At 51.2% G+C, this 16,494-nt stretch carries 19 protein-coding genes and 2 tRNA genes; 8 read left to right on the top strand and 13 right to left on the bottom strand.

Annotation, left to right across the window (positions count from 1 at the left end):
* Positions 1 to 18 precede the first annotated feature (18 nt).
* The 3 genes from ymdB to csgC form a co-directional block, all read right to left on the bottom strand.
* On the bottom strand, positions 19 to 561 hold the full coding sequence (gene ymdB / locus VSR74_RS04455; protein WP_347793591.1) for an O-acetyl-ADP-ribose deacetylase: 543 nt from the start codon (positions 559 to 561) through the stop codon (positions 19 to 21).
* A 101-nt stretch (positions 562 to 662) separates the two neighbouring features.
* Positions 663 to 986 (bottom strand): fimbrial protein, encoded by a 324-nt coding sequence (locus tag VSR74_RS04460; protein WP_347793592.1) that lies wholly within the window; start codon positions 984 to 986, stop codon positions 663 to 665.
* A 222-nt stretch (positions 987 to 1,208) separates the two neighbouring features.
* A complete protein-coding gene (csgC, locus tag VSR74_RS04465; protein ID WP_347793593.1) occupies positions 1,209 to 1,541 on the bottom strand; it encodes a curli assembly chaperone CsgC in 333 nt (110 codons plus the stop codon).
* 500 nt (positions 1,542 to 2,041) lie between these two features.
* On the opposite strand from csgC, the gene csgD reads away from it, so the two are divergent.
* From csgD to VSR74_RS04480, 3 genes are all read left to right on the top strand, one after another.
* Positions 2,042 to 2,692: a biofilm master transcriptional regulator CsgD gene (gene csgD, locus VSR74_RS04470; protein ID WP_347793594.1), complete on the top strand. Its 651-nt coding sequence runs from the start codon at positions 2,042 to 2,044 to the stop codon at positions 2,690 to 2,692.
* A 5-nt stretch (positions 2,693 to 2,697) separates the two neighbouring features.
* A complete protein-coding gene (locus tag VSR74_RS04475) occupies positions 2,698 to 3,078 on the top strand; it encodes a CsgE family curli-type amyloid fiber assembly protein (protein ID WP_347793595.1) in 381 nt (126 codons plus the stop codon).
* Between the two features lie 165 nt (positions 3,079 to 3,243).
* Positions 3,244 to 4,206, top strand: a complete 963-nt coding sequence (locus VSR74_RS04480; protein WP_347793596.1) for a CsgG/HfaB family protein — start codon at positions 3,244 to 3,246, stop codon at positions 4,204 to 4,206.
* Positions 4,207 to 4,315: 109 nt separating this feature from the next.
* Here VSR74_RS04480 and VSR74_RS04485 read toward each other — a convergent pair whose 3' ends face one another.
* Together VSR74_RS04485 and VSR74_RS04490 are read right to left on the bottom strand one after the other, a co-directional pair.
* Positions 4,316 to 5,521, bottom strand: a complete 1,206-nt coding sequence (locus VSR74_RS04485) for a hypothetical protein (protein ID WP_347793597.1) — start codon at positions 5,519 to 5,521, stop codon at positions 4,316 to 4,318.
* Between the two features lie 95 nt (positions 5,522 to 5,616).
* Positions 5,617 to 6,120 (bottom strand): hypothetical protein, encoded by a 504-nt coding sequence (locus VSR74_RS04490; RefSeq protein WP_347793598.1) that lies wholly within the window; start codon positions 6,118 to 6,120, stop codon positions 5,617 to 5,619.
* Between the two features lie 351 nt (positions 6,121 to 6,471).
* Here VSR74_RS04490 and VSR74_RS04495 point away from each other — a divergent pair, with 351 nt between their 5' ends.
* A complete protein-coding gene (locus tag VSR74_RS04495) occupies positions 6,472 to 6,876 on the top strand; it encodes a curli assembly protein CsgF (RefSeq protein ID WP_347793599.1) in 405 nt (134 codons plus the stop codon).
* Positions 6,877 to 6,919: 43 nt separating this feature from the next.
* On the opposite strand, the gene VSR74_RS04500 is transcribed toward VSR74_RS04495, so the two are convergent.
* From VSR74_RS04500 to ghrA, 4 genes are all read right to left on the bottom strand, one after another.
* Complete coding sequence (locus VSR74_RS04500) at positions 6,920 to 7,399, bottom strand: DUF1097 domain-containing protein (RefSeq protein ID WP_347793600.1); 480 nt, start codon at positions 7,397 to 7,399, stop codon at positions 6,920 to 6,922.
* Between the two features lie 96 nt (positions 7,400 to 7,495).
* A complete protein-coding gene (locus VSR74_RS04505; protein WP_347793601.1) occupies positions 7,496 to 8,050 on the bottom strand; it encodes a TorD/DmsD family molecular chaperone in 555 nt (184 codons plus the stop codon).
* 20 nt (positions 8,051 to 8,070) lie between these two features.
* The gene (locus VSR74_RS04510; RefSeq protein ID WP_347793602.1) at positions 8,071 to 8,808 is read right to left on the bottom strand and encodes a phosphatase; all 738 of its coding nucleotides are present in this window, start codon (positions 8,806 to 8,808) and stop codon (positions 8,071 to 8,073) included.
* Positions 8,809 to 8,901: 93 nt separating this feature from the next.
* The gene (ghrA, locus tag VSR74_RS04515; protein WP_347793603.1) at positions 8,902 to 9,840 is read right to left on the bottom strand and encodes a glyoxylate/hydroxypyruvate reductase GhrA; all 939 of its coding nucleotides are present in this window, start codon (positions 9,838 to 9,840) and stop codon (positions 8,902 to 8,904) included.
* Between the two features lie 266 nt (positions 9,841 to 10,106).
* On the opposite strand from ghrA, the gene VSR74_RS04520 reads away from it, so the two are divergent.
* A tRNA-Ser gene (locus VSR74_RS04520) sits at positions 10,107 to 10,194 on the top strand.
* Positions 10,195 to 10,735: 541 nt separating this feature from the next.
* Here VSR74_RS04520 and VSR74_RS04525 read toward each other — a convergent pair.
* Positions 10,736 to 11,638 carry a LysR family transcriptional regulator gene (locus VSR74_RS04525; protein ID WP_347793604.1) on the bottom strand — a complete coding sequence of 301 codons (903 nt, stop codon included), beginning with the start codon at positions 11,636 to 11,638 and terminating at the stop codon, positions 10,736 to 10,738.
* A 114-nt stretch (positions 11,639 to 11,752) separates the two neighbouring features.
* Between VSR74_RS04525 and VSR74_RS04530 the strand changes: the two genes are divergently transcribed.
* The 3 genes from VSR74_RS04530 to VSR74_RS04540 all read left to right on the top strand — a co-directional run bounded on the left by VSR74_RS04530 (position 11,753) and on the right by VSR74_RS04540 (position 13,544).
* The gene (locus VSR74_RS04530; RefSeq protein WP_347793605.1) at positions 11,753 to 12,613 is read left to right on the top strand and encodes a pirin family protein; all 861 of its coding nucleotides are present in this window, start codon (positions 11,753 to 11,755) and stop codon (positions 12,611 to 12,613) included.
* Positions 12,614 to 12,631: 18 nt separating this feature from the next.
* Complete coding sequence (locus tag VSR74_RS04535; protein WP_347793606.1) at positions 12,632 to 13,309, top strand: isochorismatase family protein; 678 nt, start codon at positions 12,632 to 12,634, stop codon at positions 13,307 to 13,309.
* 147 nt (positions 13,310 to 13,456) lie between these two features.
* Positions 13,457 to 13,544, top strand: a tRNA-Ser gene (locus tag VSR74_RS04540).
* Between the two features lie 414 nt (positions 13,545 to 13,958).
* Here the strand turns inward: VSR74_RS04540 and phoH are convergent.
* The 3 genes from phoH to efeB all read right to left on the bottom strand — a co-directional run bounded on the left by phoH (position 13,959) and on the right by efeB (position 16,493).
* Positions 13,959 to 14,747, bottom strand: coding sequence for a phosphate starvation-inducible protein PhoH (phoH, locus tag VSR74_RS04545; protein WP_347793607.1), 789 nt, complete (start codon positions 14,745 to 14,747; stop codon positions 13,959 to 13,961).
* A gap of 23 nt (positions 14,748 to 14,770) precedes the next feature.
* On the bottom strand, positions 14,771 to 15,022 hold the full coding sequence (locus VSR74_RS04550) for a hypothetical protein (RefSeq protein ID WP_347793608.1): 252 nt from the start codon (positions 15,020 to 15,022) through the stop codon (positions 14,771 to 14,773).
* Between the two features lie 211 nt (positions 15,023 to 15,233).
* Positions 15,234 to 16,493, bottom strand: a complete 1,260-nt coding sequence (gene efeB, locus VSR74_RS04555) for an iron uptake transporter deferrochelatase/peroxidase subunit (RefSeq protein WP_347793609.1) — start codon at positions 16,491 to 16,493, stop codon at positions 15,234 to 15,236.
* Between the last annotated feature and the right edge of the window lies 1 nt (position 16,494).

Consider the following 16,494-nt stretch of genomic DNA (forward strand, 5'->3'; position numbering starts at 1 on the left):
GCGGTATCAGGCGTTTTTTTATGCTCCGGCGGCGTCGCCTTGCTGGCTTAAGAGCCGTTTATACAGGCGGGCGTTTTCGTCATCAAAGCAGACAAACCACACTTTTTCTGGCGTGCGATGAAACGTCAGAAATCGTTCAACCGTATGAAAAGCAATCTCTGCGGCTGCCGGTTTAGGATAACCGTACACGCCGGTAGAAATAGCCGGAAAGGCCACGCTTTGGTAGCCATTATCCAGCGCCAGTTGCAAGCTATTGCGATAGGCTTCCTCCAGCAGTGAGGCTTCATGCGCATCTCCCCCCTTCCAGACCGGGCCGACGGTATGAATGACCGCTTTTGCCTTCAGGTTGCCAGCCTGGGTAATCACCGCGTGACCTGGCGGACAGGTTCCCTGCTGTTGGCGTACTAACGCACAAGCTTCTTCTAATGCCGGGCCCGCTGCACGATGAATGGCGCCATCAACCCCGCCACCGCCCATCAGTGATGGGTTCGCTGCATTGACGATAACATCCACTTCAAGTTGAGTGATATCGCCCTGCAACACCTGAATACGTGCTGTCATGCTGACCTCCTGCCGACCACGAATCTACCATCAAGCATAGACAATAGTGGTGGTTAGCTTACTGGCAAATAATAGAACCCCCGCCCTTTGCGGGGGAGCCATTATTGATACTGCACGCTGATGACAGCAAGTGTTTTCTGAGTATTCAGCCACGTCAAATTCATCGTGGCGTCTTGCAGATGTTGTGTTTCTCCCCCTGCAAGCGCACCGACAGAGACGCTCTTGTTACGGCGCTGACCGTCGCGAAAACAGGAAACGTTTACATTATGTGAAGTGGGATTAACAGCACAGGCCTCTTCCACAATCTGACCGCGGAAGTGGATCACGCCGCTGTTGGTCTGGCGTTCAGTCCCGGCGAAAGCATCAATACAAAAGGCTGGGGTAAGACAGAGCATAAACAACGTATTACCGATAAATGCTTTCATTTTTAGCCTCTCTATAAAGCATCATTCCTGATTGTTGATTACGGTTTGTTATCTCTGCATCTACTCAGGCTAGCAGCACCCGGGATGTTTTGGCGGCATTCACAATCAGCAGAGGAATTATAAATGGGGTAGTAACCAGAATGCCTTCCCCATGCCGATGGGCATGGTCTTACAGAGAAGCTATCGGCATTAGACGGGAATACTTTAAAAAAGAAGAGGAGTTCAGCTCTTGTGTGGGTTCAGAGACCAGACTTCACTAAGATTAACTTCCCGACCATCAGAGACACGAACCGTTACGGTAATGTCGTCACCCGGTACGGGAACCAGAATAAGCGTCGCCAGACGCTGGGGTTTTCGCGCCTGAATCACTAATATGCTTTTTTGCCTGCTGCGGCTGACCCCCGCAGCGCCCCGACGTTCCGTTTCCATATTTATTTCACACTGGCACTCCACCGGAAGCGTGAGGATCGGGCTCACCGTAATTTGATCGCCTTCCTGCTTAGAATCAAAGCTAAGGGTTCCAACAATCATTGCGGCAAAAATTAGACCTGGCATATCTTTAACCTCTGCAAAGTGTTGCATGTCTCGTCAGGGTTACTCACGCGTTACGCTATGGCTATGAGTTCAATAGGAATTATCCTAAGTTAATATTGATGCAGGTTTAAAATCTTGAATATATTATCTCAAATAACATAACAACAACTCAGTTAATTAATAAAAACTTAACTCGCCTCTCAATACTATGTATCTAATGCTTTTTTATTATTTTTATAAAAATCCTTAGTTTTCAACAAACTAACTATTAATGATTTTTTTAAACCTCATCATTCATCATACGAAACAATTTAAAGAAAAATACATAATCTAAATTTACATCTTGTTACATTTTAAAAACTTGTTTAATTAATTATGCCTACCTAAATTTTAGATTAATTCCTATTTCGTAGTAGATTGGCATTGCCGCGTTCCCTGCGGCCGCCTGAGTGTGGTTGGCGTGTATTTTTAACGTTATATTTCAATAATATAAAATGGCAAATACCTCTCTGGAGTGAACCATGAGAATGAATAAGAATCCGTCCGAGCCGAGATTTCTGTTCCTGATAACAAAGCCGTCATTGCAATCTACGCTTTTACTTCAGGCACTTAAAAAACGGTTCTATAATGAAGTGACACTTAAACATTGTGACGTCATTGACAGTTCCACAATTGAAGATGGCGACCTTCTTTTATTCGATATGATGTCCCTGGAAGACCATACCTCCCGACAATGGTGCCAGGATCTGCAAAACTGCCAGAAAAAGTTTAAAACACTGCTTTTCAATATACCGCCACATTATCATCACCGTGATATTGTCGAATGGCCGATGATTAGCGGCATATTTCATACTGAAACCGGCGAAGAAAATTTAATAGAAGGGATCAGAACCGTGTGCCGGGGTGAGAAATTTTTTCCTAAATCGATTAATGACTACCTTACACAGCAGCTAAATTTGTCACATCCGCAGTGGAACGAATCCGTTGACCTGACACATCGTGAGAAACAGATCCTCAGCAAGCTTCGACAAGGTGCCTCCAATATCGAAATCGCCCATCTGCTTTTCATTAGTGAGAACACCGTCAAAACCCATATCTACAATCTGTTTAAAAAACTCTCGGTGAAGAATCGAACTCAGGCCGTGTTCTGGGCAAACAAATACCTACGGTGACTATCATGAAAACCGTTCCTGCATTGGCTGCTATTCTTTTTTTATATCTCACTCCAGCACCGGCGGCGGAACTTGAAGTCCCTGGATTGATTGTCACACGGGCAGTCACCTCAGTGGGGCAAAAATTCTGTCGAGATTTTAGCGAACACTGGACAGATAATAAAACTAACCTAATTATTATTGAACGCCCCAGCGCACGCTGGGGCAGTATTATGACTATTCGCTATAATCAGGACATTGTCTTCCAGACAATCGTTTCACCTGTCATGCGAAATTATGATGCAATTATTTTACAAGCAGTTGCATCCGTTCAGGAAGAAATACAAAAAAGGATTATAAATCAAGCATTATTGCAAACCGGAGACCTGTCCTCCGACGAATTTTAATTCGCTGTATATTATTTAAAAATAGTCCTTTTGTGTTGTTGTAATTTACAACCCGGAAAATAGTCGTAGCGCAATTAATTATGATTAATTGCGCCTGCAACATGTTGTCGTAAATATATCACAGAGGGGTATTTAAATGTCACCATTCAGAGAGGCAAGAACAAGATGCGTATCGTTACTCTGGCAGTTGTAGCTGGACTCTTGTCTGGGTGCATTACAACACCACCACAAGAAGCCGCAAAACCTACATTACTTCCGCGCGATGCAACCTATAAAGATCTGGTTTCATTGCCGCCGCCGCGCGGGAAGATATTTGTCGCCGTCTATAATATCCAGGATGAGACCGGACAGTTCCAGCCTTATCCGGCCAGTAACTTTTCGACATCGGTACCGCAAAGCGCCACGGCAATGCTGGTTTCCTCTCTCAAAGACTCCCGCTGGTTTATTCCGCTGGAACGGCAGGGGCTGAATAACCTGCTTAATGAACGCAAAATTATTCGCGCGGCACAGCAAAACGGAACGGTTGGCGTTAATAACTCCTCCCCTCTCCCGTCGCTCTATTCCGCTAACGTCATCGTTGAAGGTTCCATTATTGGCTACGCCAGTAACGTAAAAACAGGCGGCTTCGGTGCTCGCTATTTCGGCATCGGCGGCAGTACCCAGTATCAATTAGATCAGGTGGCCGTTAACCTGCGTATTGTTAACGTTCAAACCGGTGAAGTTCTCTCTTCCGTAAATACCAGTAAAACGATCCTCTCCTATGAAATTCAGGCTGGGGTATTCCGCTTTATTGATTACCAGCGGTTACTGGAAGGGGAAGCGGGCTTCACAACGAATGAACCGGTAATGACCTGTCTGATGTCGGCGATTGAAGAAGGGGTGATTCATCTGATTAACGATGGCATCAACAAAAAACTGTGGGCGCTGAGCAATGCAGCGGACATCAATTCAGAGGTGCTGACACGCTATCGCAAAGAGGCTGTAGAAGGGTTACTGATGCCGGAAGCGTTGACACAAACACCGCCGCCACAAACTGTTCGCCCGGTGGCGGCTGCCCCCGCACCACAACAGACGCTGTCACCGCCGCAAACGCCATTACCAAAAGCAGCAAGTGAAAGCAGTTCCTGAGGATTTTACCCTGCCCGGCACCCGGTGCCGGGCTGCACTATCCAGCCCTTTTCTCCTCGCATAAAAAAGCCGCCAGCAGTGGACTGGCGGCTCTTCAGTGTGCACTGTCTTAGTGTTGATTTACATTCGCTGTGTTGCCAGACCCACTCTGCTGGACGTATGCGGTTGTTGAAATCCTGGAAACAGTCTGATTGATGTCCACATTGCTGCCGCTGGCCCCTGTCTGCAACACTTTTGCTGCTGCAACCAGAGTGACATAGCCACCGCCATGTTTATCATCATCAAACGATTTATCCCAACTGCTGCCACCGCTCTGATTAATAACCACGTCACTGTTTTTAGTGCCGCTGGTCTGATCGACATCCACCAGACCGTTATTCACGTTAGTGTTGGCAGTGACGGTGTTCCGGCTGGTGCCGCCGCTCTGATCAATAGTCGCAATGCCATTGCTGCTGTTCTGAGCGAGCGTAATGGTGTTGCTGCTACCATTCTGGTTAACGGTGGCGTCGTTATTAAACCCAAGCTGGGTAACATCCATCACATTACCACCGCTGTTATTACTCCCGCCGCTACCGCGATCGTTGTGACCATTGTAGAATCCGCCGCCGGTTTGTGTCAGATCGGCGGTGTTATAGTGACCTTTTTGTTTCAGGTTAAGATCATTGAAGCCGCCGGATTGGTTGACGTCAGCCTTATTACCCTGCCCATTCTGGCTGATATAGGCTTCGTTGTAATTCCCGGAGAGATTGGCCGTCAGGTCATTTTTACCTTTCTGGTAAATAACAGCCTTGTTATGTGTACCGGATTGACCAGGACTGTAGATGTGGTTATCACTCTGATCCTGGTTAATCACCATCTGGTTATCGGAACCACTCTGGGTAAAGGTATTGCCGGATGCCCCCCCTTTATTATCGAGCAGGCCGGTACCGATAGTGTTGTTTTTACCCCCACTTTGGCGAATGTACAGCAGGCTATCTTTCGCGGTCTGAAGAGTACTTAGAGAGTTATTACCCCCTTCCTGATAAATGAGCGTGGAGGAACCCCTCGCGCCATCCTGTTCGACGTTAGCCGTGTTATTGCCCGCGCCGAAGCCGCCTTTATCATCCCAGGAGCTGTGCCCCCCATGGGCACCGTGACCACTACCGCTGGAGCCGCCCTGATAAATAGCGACGTGTTCGCTGTTATTACCGGCAGAAGGGCCAAATCTCGGCACTTCATCGCCGTGCGCTGCTACAGCATCATTAGCAAGCGCAGCGGTTGCCGAGAGTTCGGAATTACCACCGTCCGATACCGAAGGCCCGGTATATTGCGCCAAGGCACTTCCAGAAATAACTAATGATGCAATTGCTGTCAATTTCCAGAGATTCATAGTAGTACCTATTATGTTGTTAACGTAATGGGTTAAATAAACTATCTCGTATAGCCGTGGGTGACTTTTACGGTGATAGCTTTACCTACTCCAGTTTGACTGACTTTGATACCCGCCAGGTTATTACCAACCTGAACGATTTTCGCATAATTTGAATAACCGTCCTGAGAAATAGCTGCTGCGTTCCCAGAACCTTTTTGTATTATTTCAGCATCATTACCCCAACCGGCCTGGCTAATAATCGCGAGATCATTATTGCCATAAAGTTGAGTAATATCAGCCGTGTGCCCTCCACCTTGTTGTTGAATAATTGCGTTCGTATTTCTACCGGTATGATATTGATCAATATCAGCCCGTAGGCCATCGCCATTCTGCTTAATCCATGCGTTGGTCGCATTGCGAGGCAAATTCAATTTATCTGGTAATGCGTAGTCTTCTGCAGACAGGGAGGACAGGTCAGAATGTTCGTGTGAATTAGAATTAGAATGCGCATAAACACCCATTGGTGTGAGTGTCAGCAGTGCCGCGAGGACATAGCCTCTCATAAATCACCTCCAGTCAATGTATATAAACTACCGTTAACCCCCTTAGAAGATCTGGTATGCACAAAATTTCACATATGTTGATAATATTATTTCTCGTCGATTTTTTAGCACTCATACAAAAACAGGATTTGTCCATTGCCGTCAGAAAAAAGTATTATTTTTATGCCCAACAGAAATTCAGCAGCAAAAAACAGGATTGATTTTGTTCATTAATATTATTTTGTGCTTTTTATATTTAATGACAGTGCTTAGGCCAACATGGAAATCGCTATACGGGCTACTATGATAAAAGCGTCGTGGAATCACGCGTTCTTCGAAAACATTAACGCCGTTTTTGATTGAGGGCACACCATGTTAAAAAGTTATAAAGTGCTGTTGGCTCTGACAAGCATGCTGCTGACGAACGTTTGTCTTGCCGGACAGCTTGTTTACACTCCGGTAAACCCTAACTTTGGCGGTAACCCGTTAAACGGTTCCACGCTGCTCTCCGAAGCGCAGGCGCAAAACGGTTATTCCGCACCAAACTCCGACGATTCATTCGATCAAACCTCGGCGCTCAGCGCATTCACCTCGTCGATTCAATCACAACTGCTGGGCAGTCTGATGGGGAATGTCAGTCAGGGAAAACCAGGTAAACTGGTCACTGAAGATTTCATTGTCAACGTCACCAATACCGACGGTCAACTGGTCATGAATATTACCGATCGCAAAACGAATCAGACATCGCAGATTGAAATCAGCGGAATGAGTAACTAACCGCCAACCAAACGAAAACCGGCGACTCAAGGTCGCCGGTTTTTTATTCTACTGCACGTCGCGCCGCAGAAGCAGTTCGTCGGTTTGCCAGCCATAGCCCGCTGTTTTTCATCGCGAAACCGAAGAGCAGGCCAACCACCAGTGACGGCACCACCAGTCGCCAGTCGCCCTGACCGGCAAACGTGGCACAGGCACCGATAAATGTACCAGGCACGAACGAGAGCAACATCTGTTTTGCCTGTATGCACATCAGAAACGCCACCACGCCCGTCATCAGGTAGCCGACGATTTCGACATGCGGTGCCATTGCGCTGCCATAGAGAATGGCCTGCGCCCAGAGGACACCGCTCATAGTGGTGCATGCTGAAATGAGCAGGCCCTTCAGCCCGCCCTGCGGACAGGCGAAATAGGCAGTACAGCCGAGAAAGCCCGCCCAGCTTAATAAGCCCAACGACACCGCAACCCAGCCCCAGATGCCGGAGAGAATGCCTGTGGTGATTGCAATTGATAAGAGTATGTTCATGGCGGCCATTTTATCAGATGGCCGCCGTCTTAGTGAGATCAGCTACACAATTCATGCAAACCAGTTACAGATATTGCATATGAAATGTGATTTAAATCACTCTTCTTCCTCTTCCTGCAGCTCATCCCACATTGCGCTAATCGCTTCGCGCGTCAGTGGTGCCAGGGTTCGCCAGAATGCGGTCGTGGCATGGGCTTCAACTTTACCCAGGAAGGTGTCGACCCACGGCAGGAGGTACTCGTCAAACAGCGTTTCAAGCGCTTCGTTTTCATCTTCCGCCGCGTTATCTTCCAGCCAGGACGCCGCCAGCAGTAAAGTACCAATATGATCGGCAGGGGTCTCACCCAGCGGCATACCGCGCGAGGACAAAAATGCCCTCACATCAGACTCTTTCGCCCCCTCCACCCACGCGCTGCGGTAAGGCGGAACGCGGCACTCTTCCCCGACGAACAGGACGTTGTAATCTGCGGCGATCTGCTGAATGTCGCAGCTTTTTTGCAGACGGGTCAGCAGTTCATCCTGCTCAAGCGGCCAGTTTGCCGCCAGCTTACCCTCGCGAATCAAGGTAAACAGCGGAACCAACAGCGGATCCTGCGGCTGACGATAATACAGCGAGCCCAGCGCCCGGCAGAGAATTGAAAACTCGTTCATCAATTAATCCATCTCATTTATTAAAAATTGGCAAATTCAGGAACCGGAGCCTTGCCGCGTGACTCCAGGAAATTCAGAAAACGCCGCGGGGTGACGTTCAGAATGCGTTCTTCAGGGAAATTCACCGCATCGAGGATTTTACGGCACTCGGTAAACTCCCCCAGCGTAAAGGCAGTATGAGAGTCAGACCCCAGCGCCAGCCAGCCCCCGGCATCACGCACTGCGGCAGCAATAGCACGACAGTTGCCTTCACTGCCCACACGCGACGTTAGAAACGATGAGTTGTTAATTTCCAGCGCCACCTGATATTTCGCCGCCGCTTCGGCAATCGCCGGAATATCGACCGGGAATTTGGGGTTGCCTGGATGGCTAATCATATGCACATTGCCGCTGGCCATCGTGGCAATCATCGCTTGTGTATGCGTCGCTTTATCCTGCGGCGGGAAAACGGGCTCATGGAAGCCCGCAATAATGAAATCGAGCGAAGTCAGCATCGGCCCGGTACAGTCAATTTCACCCTGGGTATTTTTAATGTTTGCTTCAATTCCGCGCAAAATCCCCACGCCATCAACGATACGCGGCCAGATACGCATATTAATAAAGTGCCAGGCGTGCGGCGCGTCGGCCATATCCGGGCCGTGATCGGTGATAGCAAAGAGTTTGATGCCTTTACGTTTCGCTTCGGCAATATAGTCATGCAGCGTGCTATAAGCATGCGTGCTGGCAACAGTGTGCATATGCAGGTCAACGGGATACATCACATTCTCCTCTATCGTATTAGCGCCAAGAATAGCAGGAATCCCGCTCTTTTATTAGTGAAAACCCGGCTAAAGCCGGGTTGGTGGTAGAGGTTAGTAACCGCGCTGTCGGTCAACCTGACCGCTCACATGGTCGCCGCGTTCCAGCCCCGTAATTGTGCGAGCAATATAGGCAATGGCCTCCTGCGGACGGGTAACTGCCGCGATATGTGGCGTCATCACCACGCGCGGGTGCTGCCACAGCGGGCTTTCCTGAGGAAGGGGTTCACGACTAAAGACATCCAGCATCGCCCCTTTCAGCTTATGGCTGTTCAGTGCCTGCAGCAGTTCATCCTCTACCACATGTACGCCGCGCGCCAGGTTGAGCAGATAGCTATGATCCTGCAACTGATTCAGCAAATTAAGATTAATAATCCCAACGGTTTCAGAAGTATTCGGCAGCAGATTGATTAAAACACGCGTTTCACGTAAAAATTCGCCCAGTTCATCCGCGCCGGCAAAGCTTTTAACGTTCGGCCACGCTTTATGGCTACGGCTCCAGCAACGTACCGGGAAGCCCCACGCCAGCAAGCTTTCCGCCACTTTACTCCCCAACACGCCCGCCCCCATGATACCGATCGTGAAATCTTCACGCTGATAATCGGCGAGTGGTTGCCACTCGGATTTCTGCTGCTGTGCCTGATAATCATCAAACCGCCGGAACCAGTGCAGCACCTGGCTTACCGCATACTCCTGCATTTGCAGCCCCATACCGGTGTCTTCAAGGCGAAACAGTGGAATGGACTCCGGCAGCATCTCCGGGTTCGCTTTTAGTTTGCTGAGAATAGAGTCGACCCCAGCGCCCAATGCAAAAACGGCTTTCAAATCGCGGCCCTGCAACATTTCTACCGGCGGATGCCAGACCAGCGCATAGTCGGCATGCTGATTGTCTCCCCTCTTCCACTCGCGAACGTTCGCCCCGGGGAGTTGTTTACTCAGTTCGGCAATCCAGTACGGGGTATCAAAGGTCGGATGGTAAAAGATGATCTCCATAACTACTCCTGACTTAAAGCGCCATTCTGTTTTTATCTCTTCGGCGCGGTGTTGATTGATTTTTTTAGCGGATCCTCAGCATAGCAAATTTATCTGATCCGTCTCGCAAAATGCGCACTGGTGGTAAAAAAGGCGATTTATGACTGAATTAAAAGCAAGTTGTTTGAAGTTTGTCTAAACGCTCGATTTTTTTAAAAAGTTTATTGACGCAGGAACGGGATTTCCCTAAATTAGCGCCCGTTCCGGTAAGACAGGAACAACAATATGGTGAGGTGTCCGAGTGGCTGAAGGAGCACGCCTGGAAAGTGTGTATACGGCAACGTATCCGGGGTTCGAATCCCCGCCTCACCGCCATATTCAAGAGAGAGCCCGTACTAAAGTACGGGCTTTTTTTTCGCATGTTGCTTAGGTGCAGCCTGCTCCCCTCACCCCGGCCCTCTCCCCAAAGGGGCGAGGGAGAAAACCAGTGCCGAACTCAACAGCGAACACATTCTATCCCGCTGATAAAATCCCCGCCTCACCGCCATATTCAAGAGAGAGCCCGTATTAAAGTACGGTTTTTTTTTCGCATATTGCTTAGGTGCAGCCTGCTCCCCTCACCCCGGCCCTCTCCCCAAAGGGGCGAGGGAGAAAACCAGTGCCGAACTCAACAGCGAACACATTCTATCCCGCTGATAAAATCCTCGCCTCACCGCCATATTCAAGAGAGAGCCCGTACTAAAGTACGGGCTTTTTTTTCGCATATTGCTTTGGTGCAGCCTGCTCCCCTCACCCCGGCCCTCTCCCCAAAGGGGCGAGGGAGAAAACCAGTGCCGAACTCAACAGCGAACACATTCTATCCCGCTGATAAAATCCTCGCCTTGCTCTCCCGGCCTGCTAAATATCCATTCCAGGACTAATCCTCCTCCATTCGTTGATATTCCTGCACCAGAAAATCCACCAACGCGCGAACGGAAGGCAATAGCCCTCGCCTTGATGCAAATACCGCATGAATCACCTCGCGGCGCGGCTGCCACTCCTCCAGTACCGTGACAAGCTGCCCGGACGCCAACTGTTCACGCACCAGCAACAGCGGTAGTTGGACAATCCCCACGCCAGCCACAGCGGCCTCGCGCAGGGCCAGCATATCGCTTGTCACCAGCCGTGGCGTAAACCAGACCTCGGCTCTCGCCCCGTTTGGCCCGCTTAATTCCCATTTATGCTGCTTGCCCGCCCCCATACTTAACCCGGGCCATTCACTCAACGCTGAAGGCGCTGTCGGTTGCCCCATTTGCGACACCAGTCCGGGGCTGGCAACCAGCCGATGGCCGCGATCCGCCAGCACACGCATCACCAAATCGCTGTCTTCAATAGGACGTGGACGCACCCGGATCGCAATATCAATGCCTTCCCCCACCACATCCACTCGCCGGTTAGTCGCCTCCAGATGCAAATTCACCCCAGGATAACGCACCATAAATTTCGCCAGCATCGGCCCAACATGCACATGCAACAGCGTTACCGGGCAGGCAATTTTTACCGTACCACGCGGTTCAGACTGTAACGTCGCAACGGCCTCCTGCGCCGCTTCGGCCTCAACCAGCATCGCTTTACAGTGCTGATAGAACGTCTGCCCGACCTCCGTCACTGTGAAATGCCGGGTCGTGCGATGAATCAACTGCACACCCAGTCGTGCCTCCAGTTGTGCAATGCGGCGGCTCAGTTTCGATTTTGGCTGATCGAGCGCCCTGCCCGCTGCCGCAAAACCACCGTGATCCACCACCTTCACGAACCACGCAAAATCATTGAGATCCTGCATACCCACCTCATCGTTCTATTTTTGGAACAGTGTAGCGCTATTTCGCTATCTACCGGGTTATTGGTTCAAATTATAAGCTTAATCACATCAGAAACAGACTTACAGGAGAGAACGATGAAACAAATTACAGGCGTTTATACCGCCCCCGCGCCGCACTGGGTGGGTAATGGTTTTCCGGTGCGTTCGCTGTTTTCTTACCAAAGTCATGGCGAGTCGTTGAGCCCCTTTTTGCTGCTTGACTACGCCGGGCCCTATACCTTCCCGGCTGGCAGCGAGAAACGCGGTGTGGGTGAGCATCCCCATCGCGGGTTTGAAACCGTCACCCTTGTCTATGCCGGAGAAGTGGAACACCGCGACTCAACAGGCAAAGGCGGCGTGATAGGCCCAGGTGACGTCCAGTGGATGACGGCGGGCGCGGGGATCCTGCATGAAGAGTTCCACTCTGAAGCATTCACCCGCAGCGGCGGCGAACTGAAGATGATCCAGTTATGGGTCAACTTACCCGCCAGGGACAAGATGGCGACACCTGGCTACCAGAGCATCAGTGCCGGGGCGATTCCGCAGGTTGAATTACCCGATAACAGCGGATCGCTTCGCGTGATTGCAGGTCGTTATCAGGATGCCAACGGCCCGGCACACACGTTTTCCCCTCTCAATGTATGGGATATGCAACTGACACAGGGGCATCACCTGTCTCTGAGCCAGCCGAATGGCTGGAGTACGGCACTGGTGGTGCTCAAAGGGGAAATCGAAGTAAACGGCGCTGAAAGGGCTCGCGAAGGGCAACTGATGGTATTGAGTCAGCAGGGAGAGGCGTTTCATCTTCATGCGCATACCGATGCCAGCGTATTGCTGCTGGCGGGTGAACCGTTACAGGAACCGATAGTCGGCTACGGCCCGTTTGTCATGAACAACAAAGCGCAAATTGCCGAGGCGATTCGCGATTTTAACTCAGGTCACTTTGGCCAAATCTAACAACACGAGGTAAATAACATGTCTACTCCCGCTAATTTTAATGGTGCTCGCCCGGTTATTGACGTTAACGACGCCGCGATGCTGTTGATTGATCACCAAAGCGGCCTGTTCCAGACCGTCGGTGATATGCCGATGCCAGAACTGCGTGCCCGTGCTGCCGCGCTGGCTAAAATGGCGGCGCTCGCAAAACTGCCGGTCATCACAACGGCCTCGGTGCCACAGGGGCCGAATGGGCCGCTGATCCCGGAGATCCACCAAAATGCTCCCCATGCACAGTATGTTGCCCGTAAAGGGGAAATCAACGCCTGGGATAACCCGGAGTTTGTCGCCGCAGTGAAAGCGACCGGACGCAGCACCTTGATTATTGCAGGCACAATCACCAGCGTCTGTATGGCTTTCCCGGCGATCGCCGCTGCTGCAGAAGGTTACAAAGTTTTTGCGGTTATTGATGCTTCAGGCACCTACAGCAAGATGGCGCAGGAGATCACGCTGGCTCGGGTTGTTCAGGCGGGTGTCGTTCCTATGGATACTGCCTCGGTCGCCTCTGAATTACAGGGCACCTGGAATCGTGAAGATGCCGCAGAGTGGGCGGAGGTCTACACCCACATCTTCCCGGCTTATCAGTTGCTGATCGAAAGCTACGGTAAAGCGCAAGAGGTGGTTAAAAACAACGAATTGCTCGATTCACAGCGCTAATGCCCTTCTCCGTTCACCGGTGAACGGAGATATGCTTATTGCTTAACCGAACGAAAGATAATTGAGAAATTATGCTTGACCGTTTTAGGGCAACTCCCTATAGTAGCGCCCCGTTGCCACCCAAGCAGTTCGGCAGCAAAACAATATGGTGAGGTGTCCGAGTGGCTGAAGGAGCACGCCTGGAAAGTGTGTATACGGCAACGTATCCGGGGTTCGAATCCCCGCCTCACCGCCATATTTTAAGAAGAGCTCGTGTGAAAACACGGGCTTTTTTTTCGCATGTTGCTCAGGTGCAGCCTGCTCCCCTCACCCCGGCCCTCTCCCCAGAGGGGCGAGGGAGAAAACCAGAGCCGGACTCAACAGCGGACACATTCTATCCCGCTGATAGAATCCCCGCTTCACCGCCATATTCAAAGAGAAGCTCGCATTTATATGCGTTTTTTTTCGCATGTTGCTTAGGTGCAGCTTGCTCCCCTCACCCCGGCCCTCTCCCAAAGGGAGAGGGAGAAAAACGGCGCTAAGCATACAAACAGTGCGGTCTGTCCCCTCTCCCTCCGGGAGAGGGTTAGGGTGAGGGGAAAATACCGCACAGCCCCCCCAAAAAACGCCAAAGCCCGGTCGCCCGGGCTTTGCAAAACACCTTCCTACCTCAGTAGTACGCTTGCAGCGTCCGCTGACACAAGGCCGAGCGCACACAATCCTCTTTCGTAAAGCGTACAACGCCTACCATCTCATCTTCTTCAAAGCGTTCCAGCGCATCGCTTAACCCCGACAACACCCCGCGCGGCAGGTCGCACTGAGTAATATCGCCGTTGACGATAACCGTCACGTTCTCCCCGAGGCGCGTCAAAAACATCTTCATTTGCGCAGCGGTGACATTCTGAGCCTCGTCAAGAATGACCACCGCATTTTCAAATGTACGTCCGCGCATATAGGCGAACGGCGCGATTTCCACCTTGCCGATTTCCGGGCGCAGGCAGTACTGCATAAAGGACGCCCCCAACCGCTTCACCAGCACGTCATAAACGGGGCGGAAGTACGGTGCGAACTTCTCGGAGATATCACCGGGCAGGAAGCCGAGATCTTCGTCGGCCTGCAATACCGGGCGGGTAACGATTATCCTCTCCACATCCTTATGAATCAGCGCTTCAGCCGCTTTTGCTGCACTTATCCAGGTTTTACCACAGCCCGCCTCGCCGGTAGCGAAGATAAGCTGTTTGCTTTCAATTGCATTCAGGTAGTGCGCCTGAGCGTCATTGCGGGCTTTAATCAGCGAGTTATCGCGGCTGTCCCGCGCCATACCGATAGATTCCACGCCACTCATCTGCACAAGCGAGGTGACTGATTCTTCTTCACGCTGTTTATGGCTACGCGAATCCCGTCTCAGCACACGCTTTGCTTCACGACGAGCTTTAGTCACTGCTTTTTGTCTTCCCATGGATAGCACCTTGAGTTGTAGGTTTACATCACACGTGCCGTTGGCAGCACGATTATGCGCACGAACGTCTGAGGTTTGGCTTCCTTGTAAGCCATTGCTTGCCTGTCGAACAGACGTGAAATCACGACTACGCGCATCGCGTTCCACATCGGGAAAGAGAGTATTTTTTTAGAATGCGAGAATTTTGAGGTGACGAAATCGCTGCCGGAGTCAGGGCCTCCGCGCGGGTTAGTGCGGTTACTCTTGTTACTCTGTCCGGTAAAGGACGCTACCATTCGCGATCTCCATAGTGAAACTGCATCACAGACGGGAACTACCGCTAATCTATTAAATACATCAAAAATTATTAATAATGCAACTTAAAAATAACAAATGAGATCTCATTCGTTCACATATAGTTTCTTGCATTTATATTACAGAATTATATCAATGGGATAGAAATGTGAAAAAAATTTTGTGAAGGCCTGCCCAATCGGGCAGGCCTGTTCAGGCTTCCAGCAGAGATTGCCCAAGCCAGGATGAAGAAGAGGATACGCCTGGCAGCACAAAGAAGTAGCCACCGCCGATAGGCTTGACATACTCCTCCAGCGCTTCACCGTTCAACCGCTTCTGTACTGTCAGAAATCCTTTTTCGAGGTCGTGTTGATAGCATACGAAGAGCAACCCCATATCCAACTGCCCCGACTGAGTGACGCCGAGGGAGTAACTGTATCCCCTGCGCATCATCAGGCTGGATTGCGTGTCTGGCGTGCGCGGGTTTGCCAGCCGGATATGACTATCCAGCGCGATAACCTCACCTTCCGGGTCGCGGCTGTAATCAGGCACATCATGTTCGTGCTGCATGCCCAGCGGCGCGCCGCTGCGTTTATCGCGGCCAAAGATGGTCTGCTGTTCTTTAAGCGGCGTGCGATCCCAGAACTCTACGTGGAACTGGATGATGCGCACCGCCTGATACGACCCGCCCACCGCCCATGCAGGTTCCTGCTGATCCTCCGTCACCCATACAACCTCATCCATCAGCGTTTTATCGCCGCTATCCGGATTCGCCGTGCCGTCCTTAAAGCCCAGCAGGTTGACCGGGGTCTCTTTGCCTTTGCTACGCGCCGCATGATCGGAGATAAACCCTTCCCGCTTCCAGCGCACACTCAGCAGATCCGGCGTATGTTTGATGATGTCACGCAGGGCATGGATAACCGTATCCTGAGTATTGGCGCAGATTTGCAGCAGCAGGTCGCCGTGACATAACGAGGCATCCAGCGAGTCATTGGGAAAGCGCGTCATTTTTTGCAGCTTTTTCGGCGCCTGAGATGCCAGCCCAAAGCGCTCATCAAACAGCGAATGGCCAACCGAAACCGTCATGGTCAGGTTATCCGGGGCGATCCACGCCCCCAGAATACCGGAGTCCATCGGCGGCAGACGCGGATTAGGCGTATCCGGCGCCGGGCCGCCGGTGGTCAGGAAAGCGATACGATCGGTCAGCAGACGCATCAGCCGTTGCAGCTCAGCGCGATCGGATGCCAGCACATCGAACGCCACCAGCATCATCGACGCCTGCTGTGGCGTCAGCACGCCCGCCTGGTGCTTGCCATAAAATGGCTGTTTTTCGTCGCGCGCTGTCGGCACTGGCGCGGCGGTTTTCGCGCCGTGCGCCACCGGGCAGCCCCCGGCGATTGCCAGTAAGCCAATGCCTTTTAACAGCCGACGGCGTGAAGGTTCATCCACGCCCGTTTCAGGTCGTTGTGCCATG

It is taken from the genome of Pseudocitrobacter cyperus, from assembly GCF_039889165.1.
GTDB classification, from domain to species: domain Bacteria; phylum Pseudomonadota; class Gammaproteobacteria; order Enterobacterales; family Enterobacteriaceae; genus Pseudocitrobacter; species Pseudocitrobacter cyperus.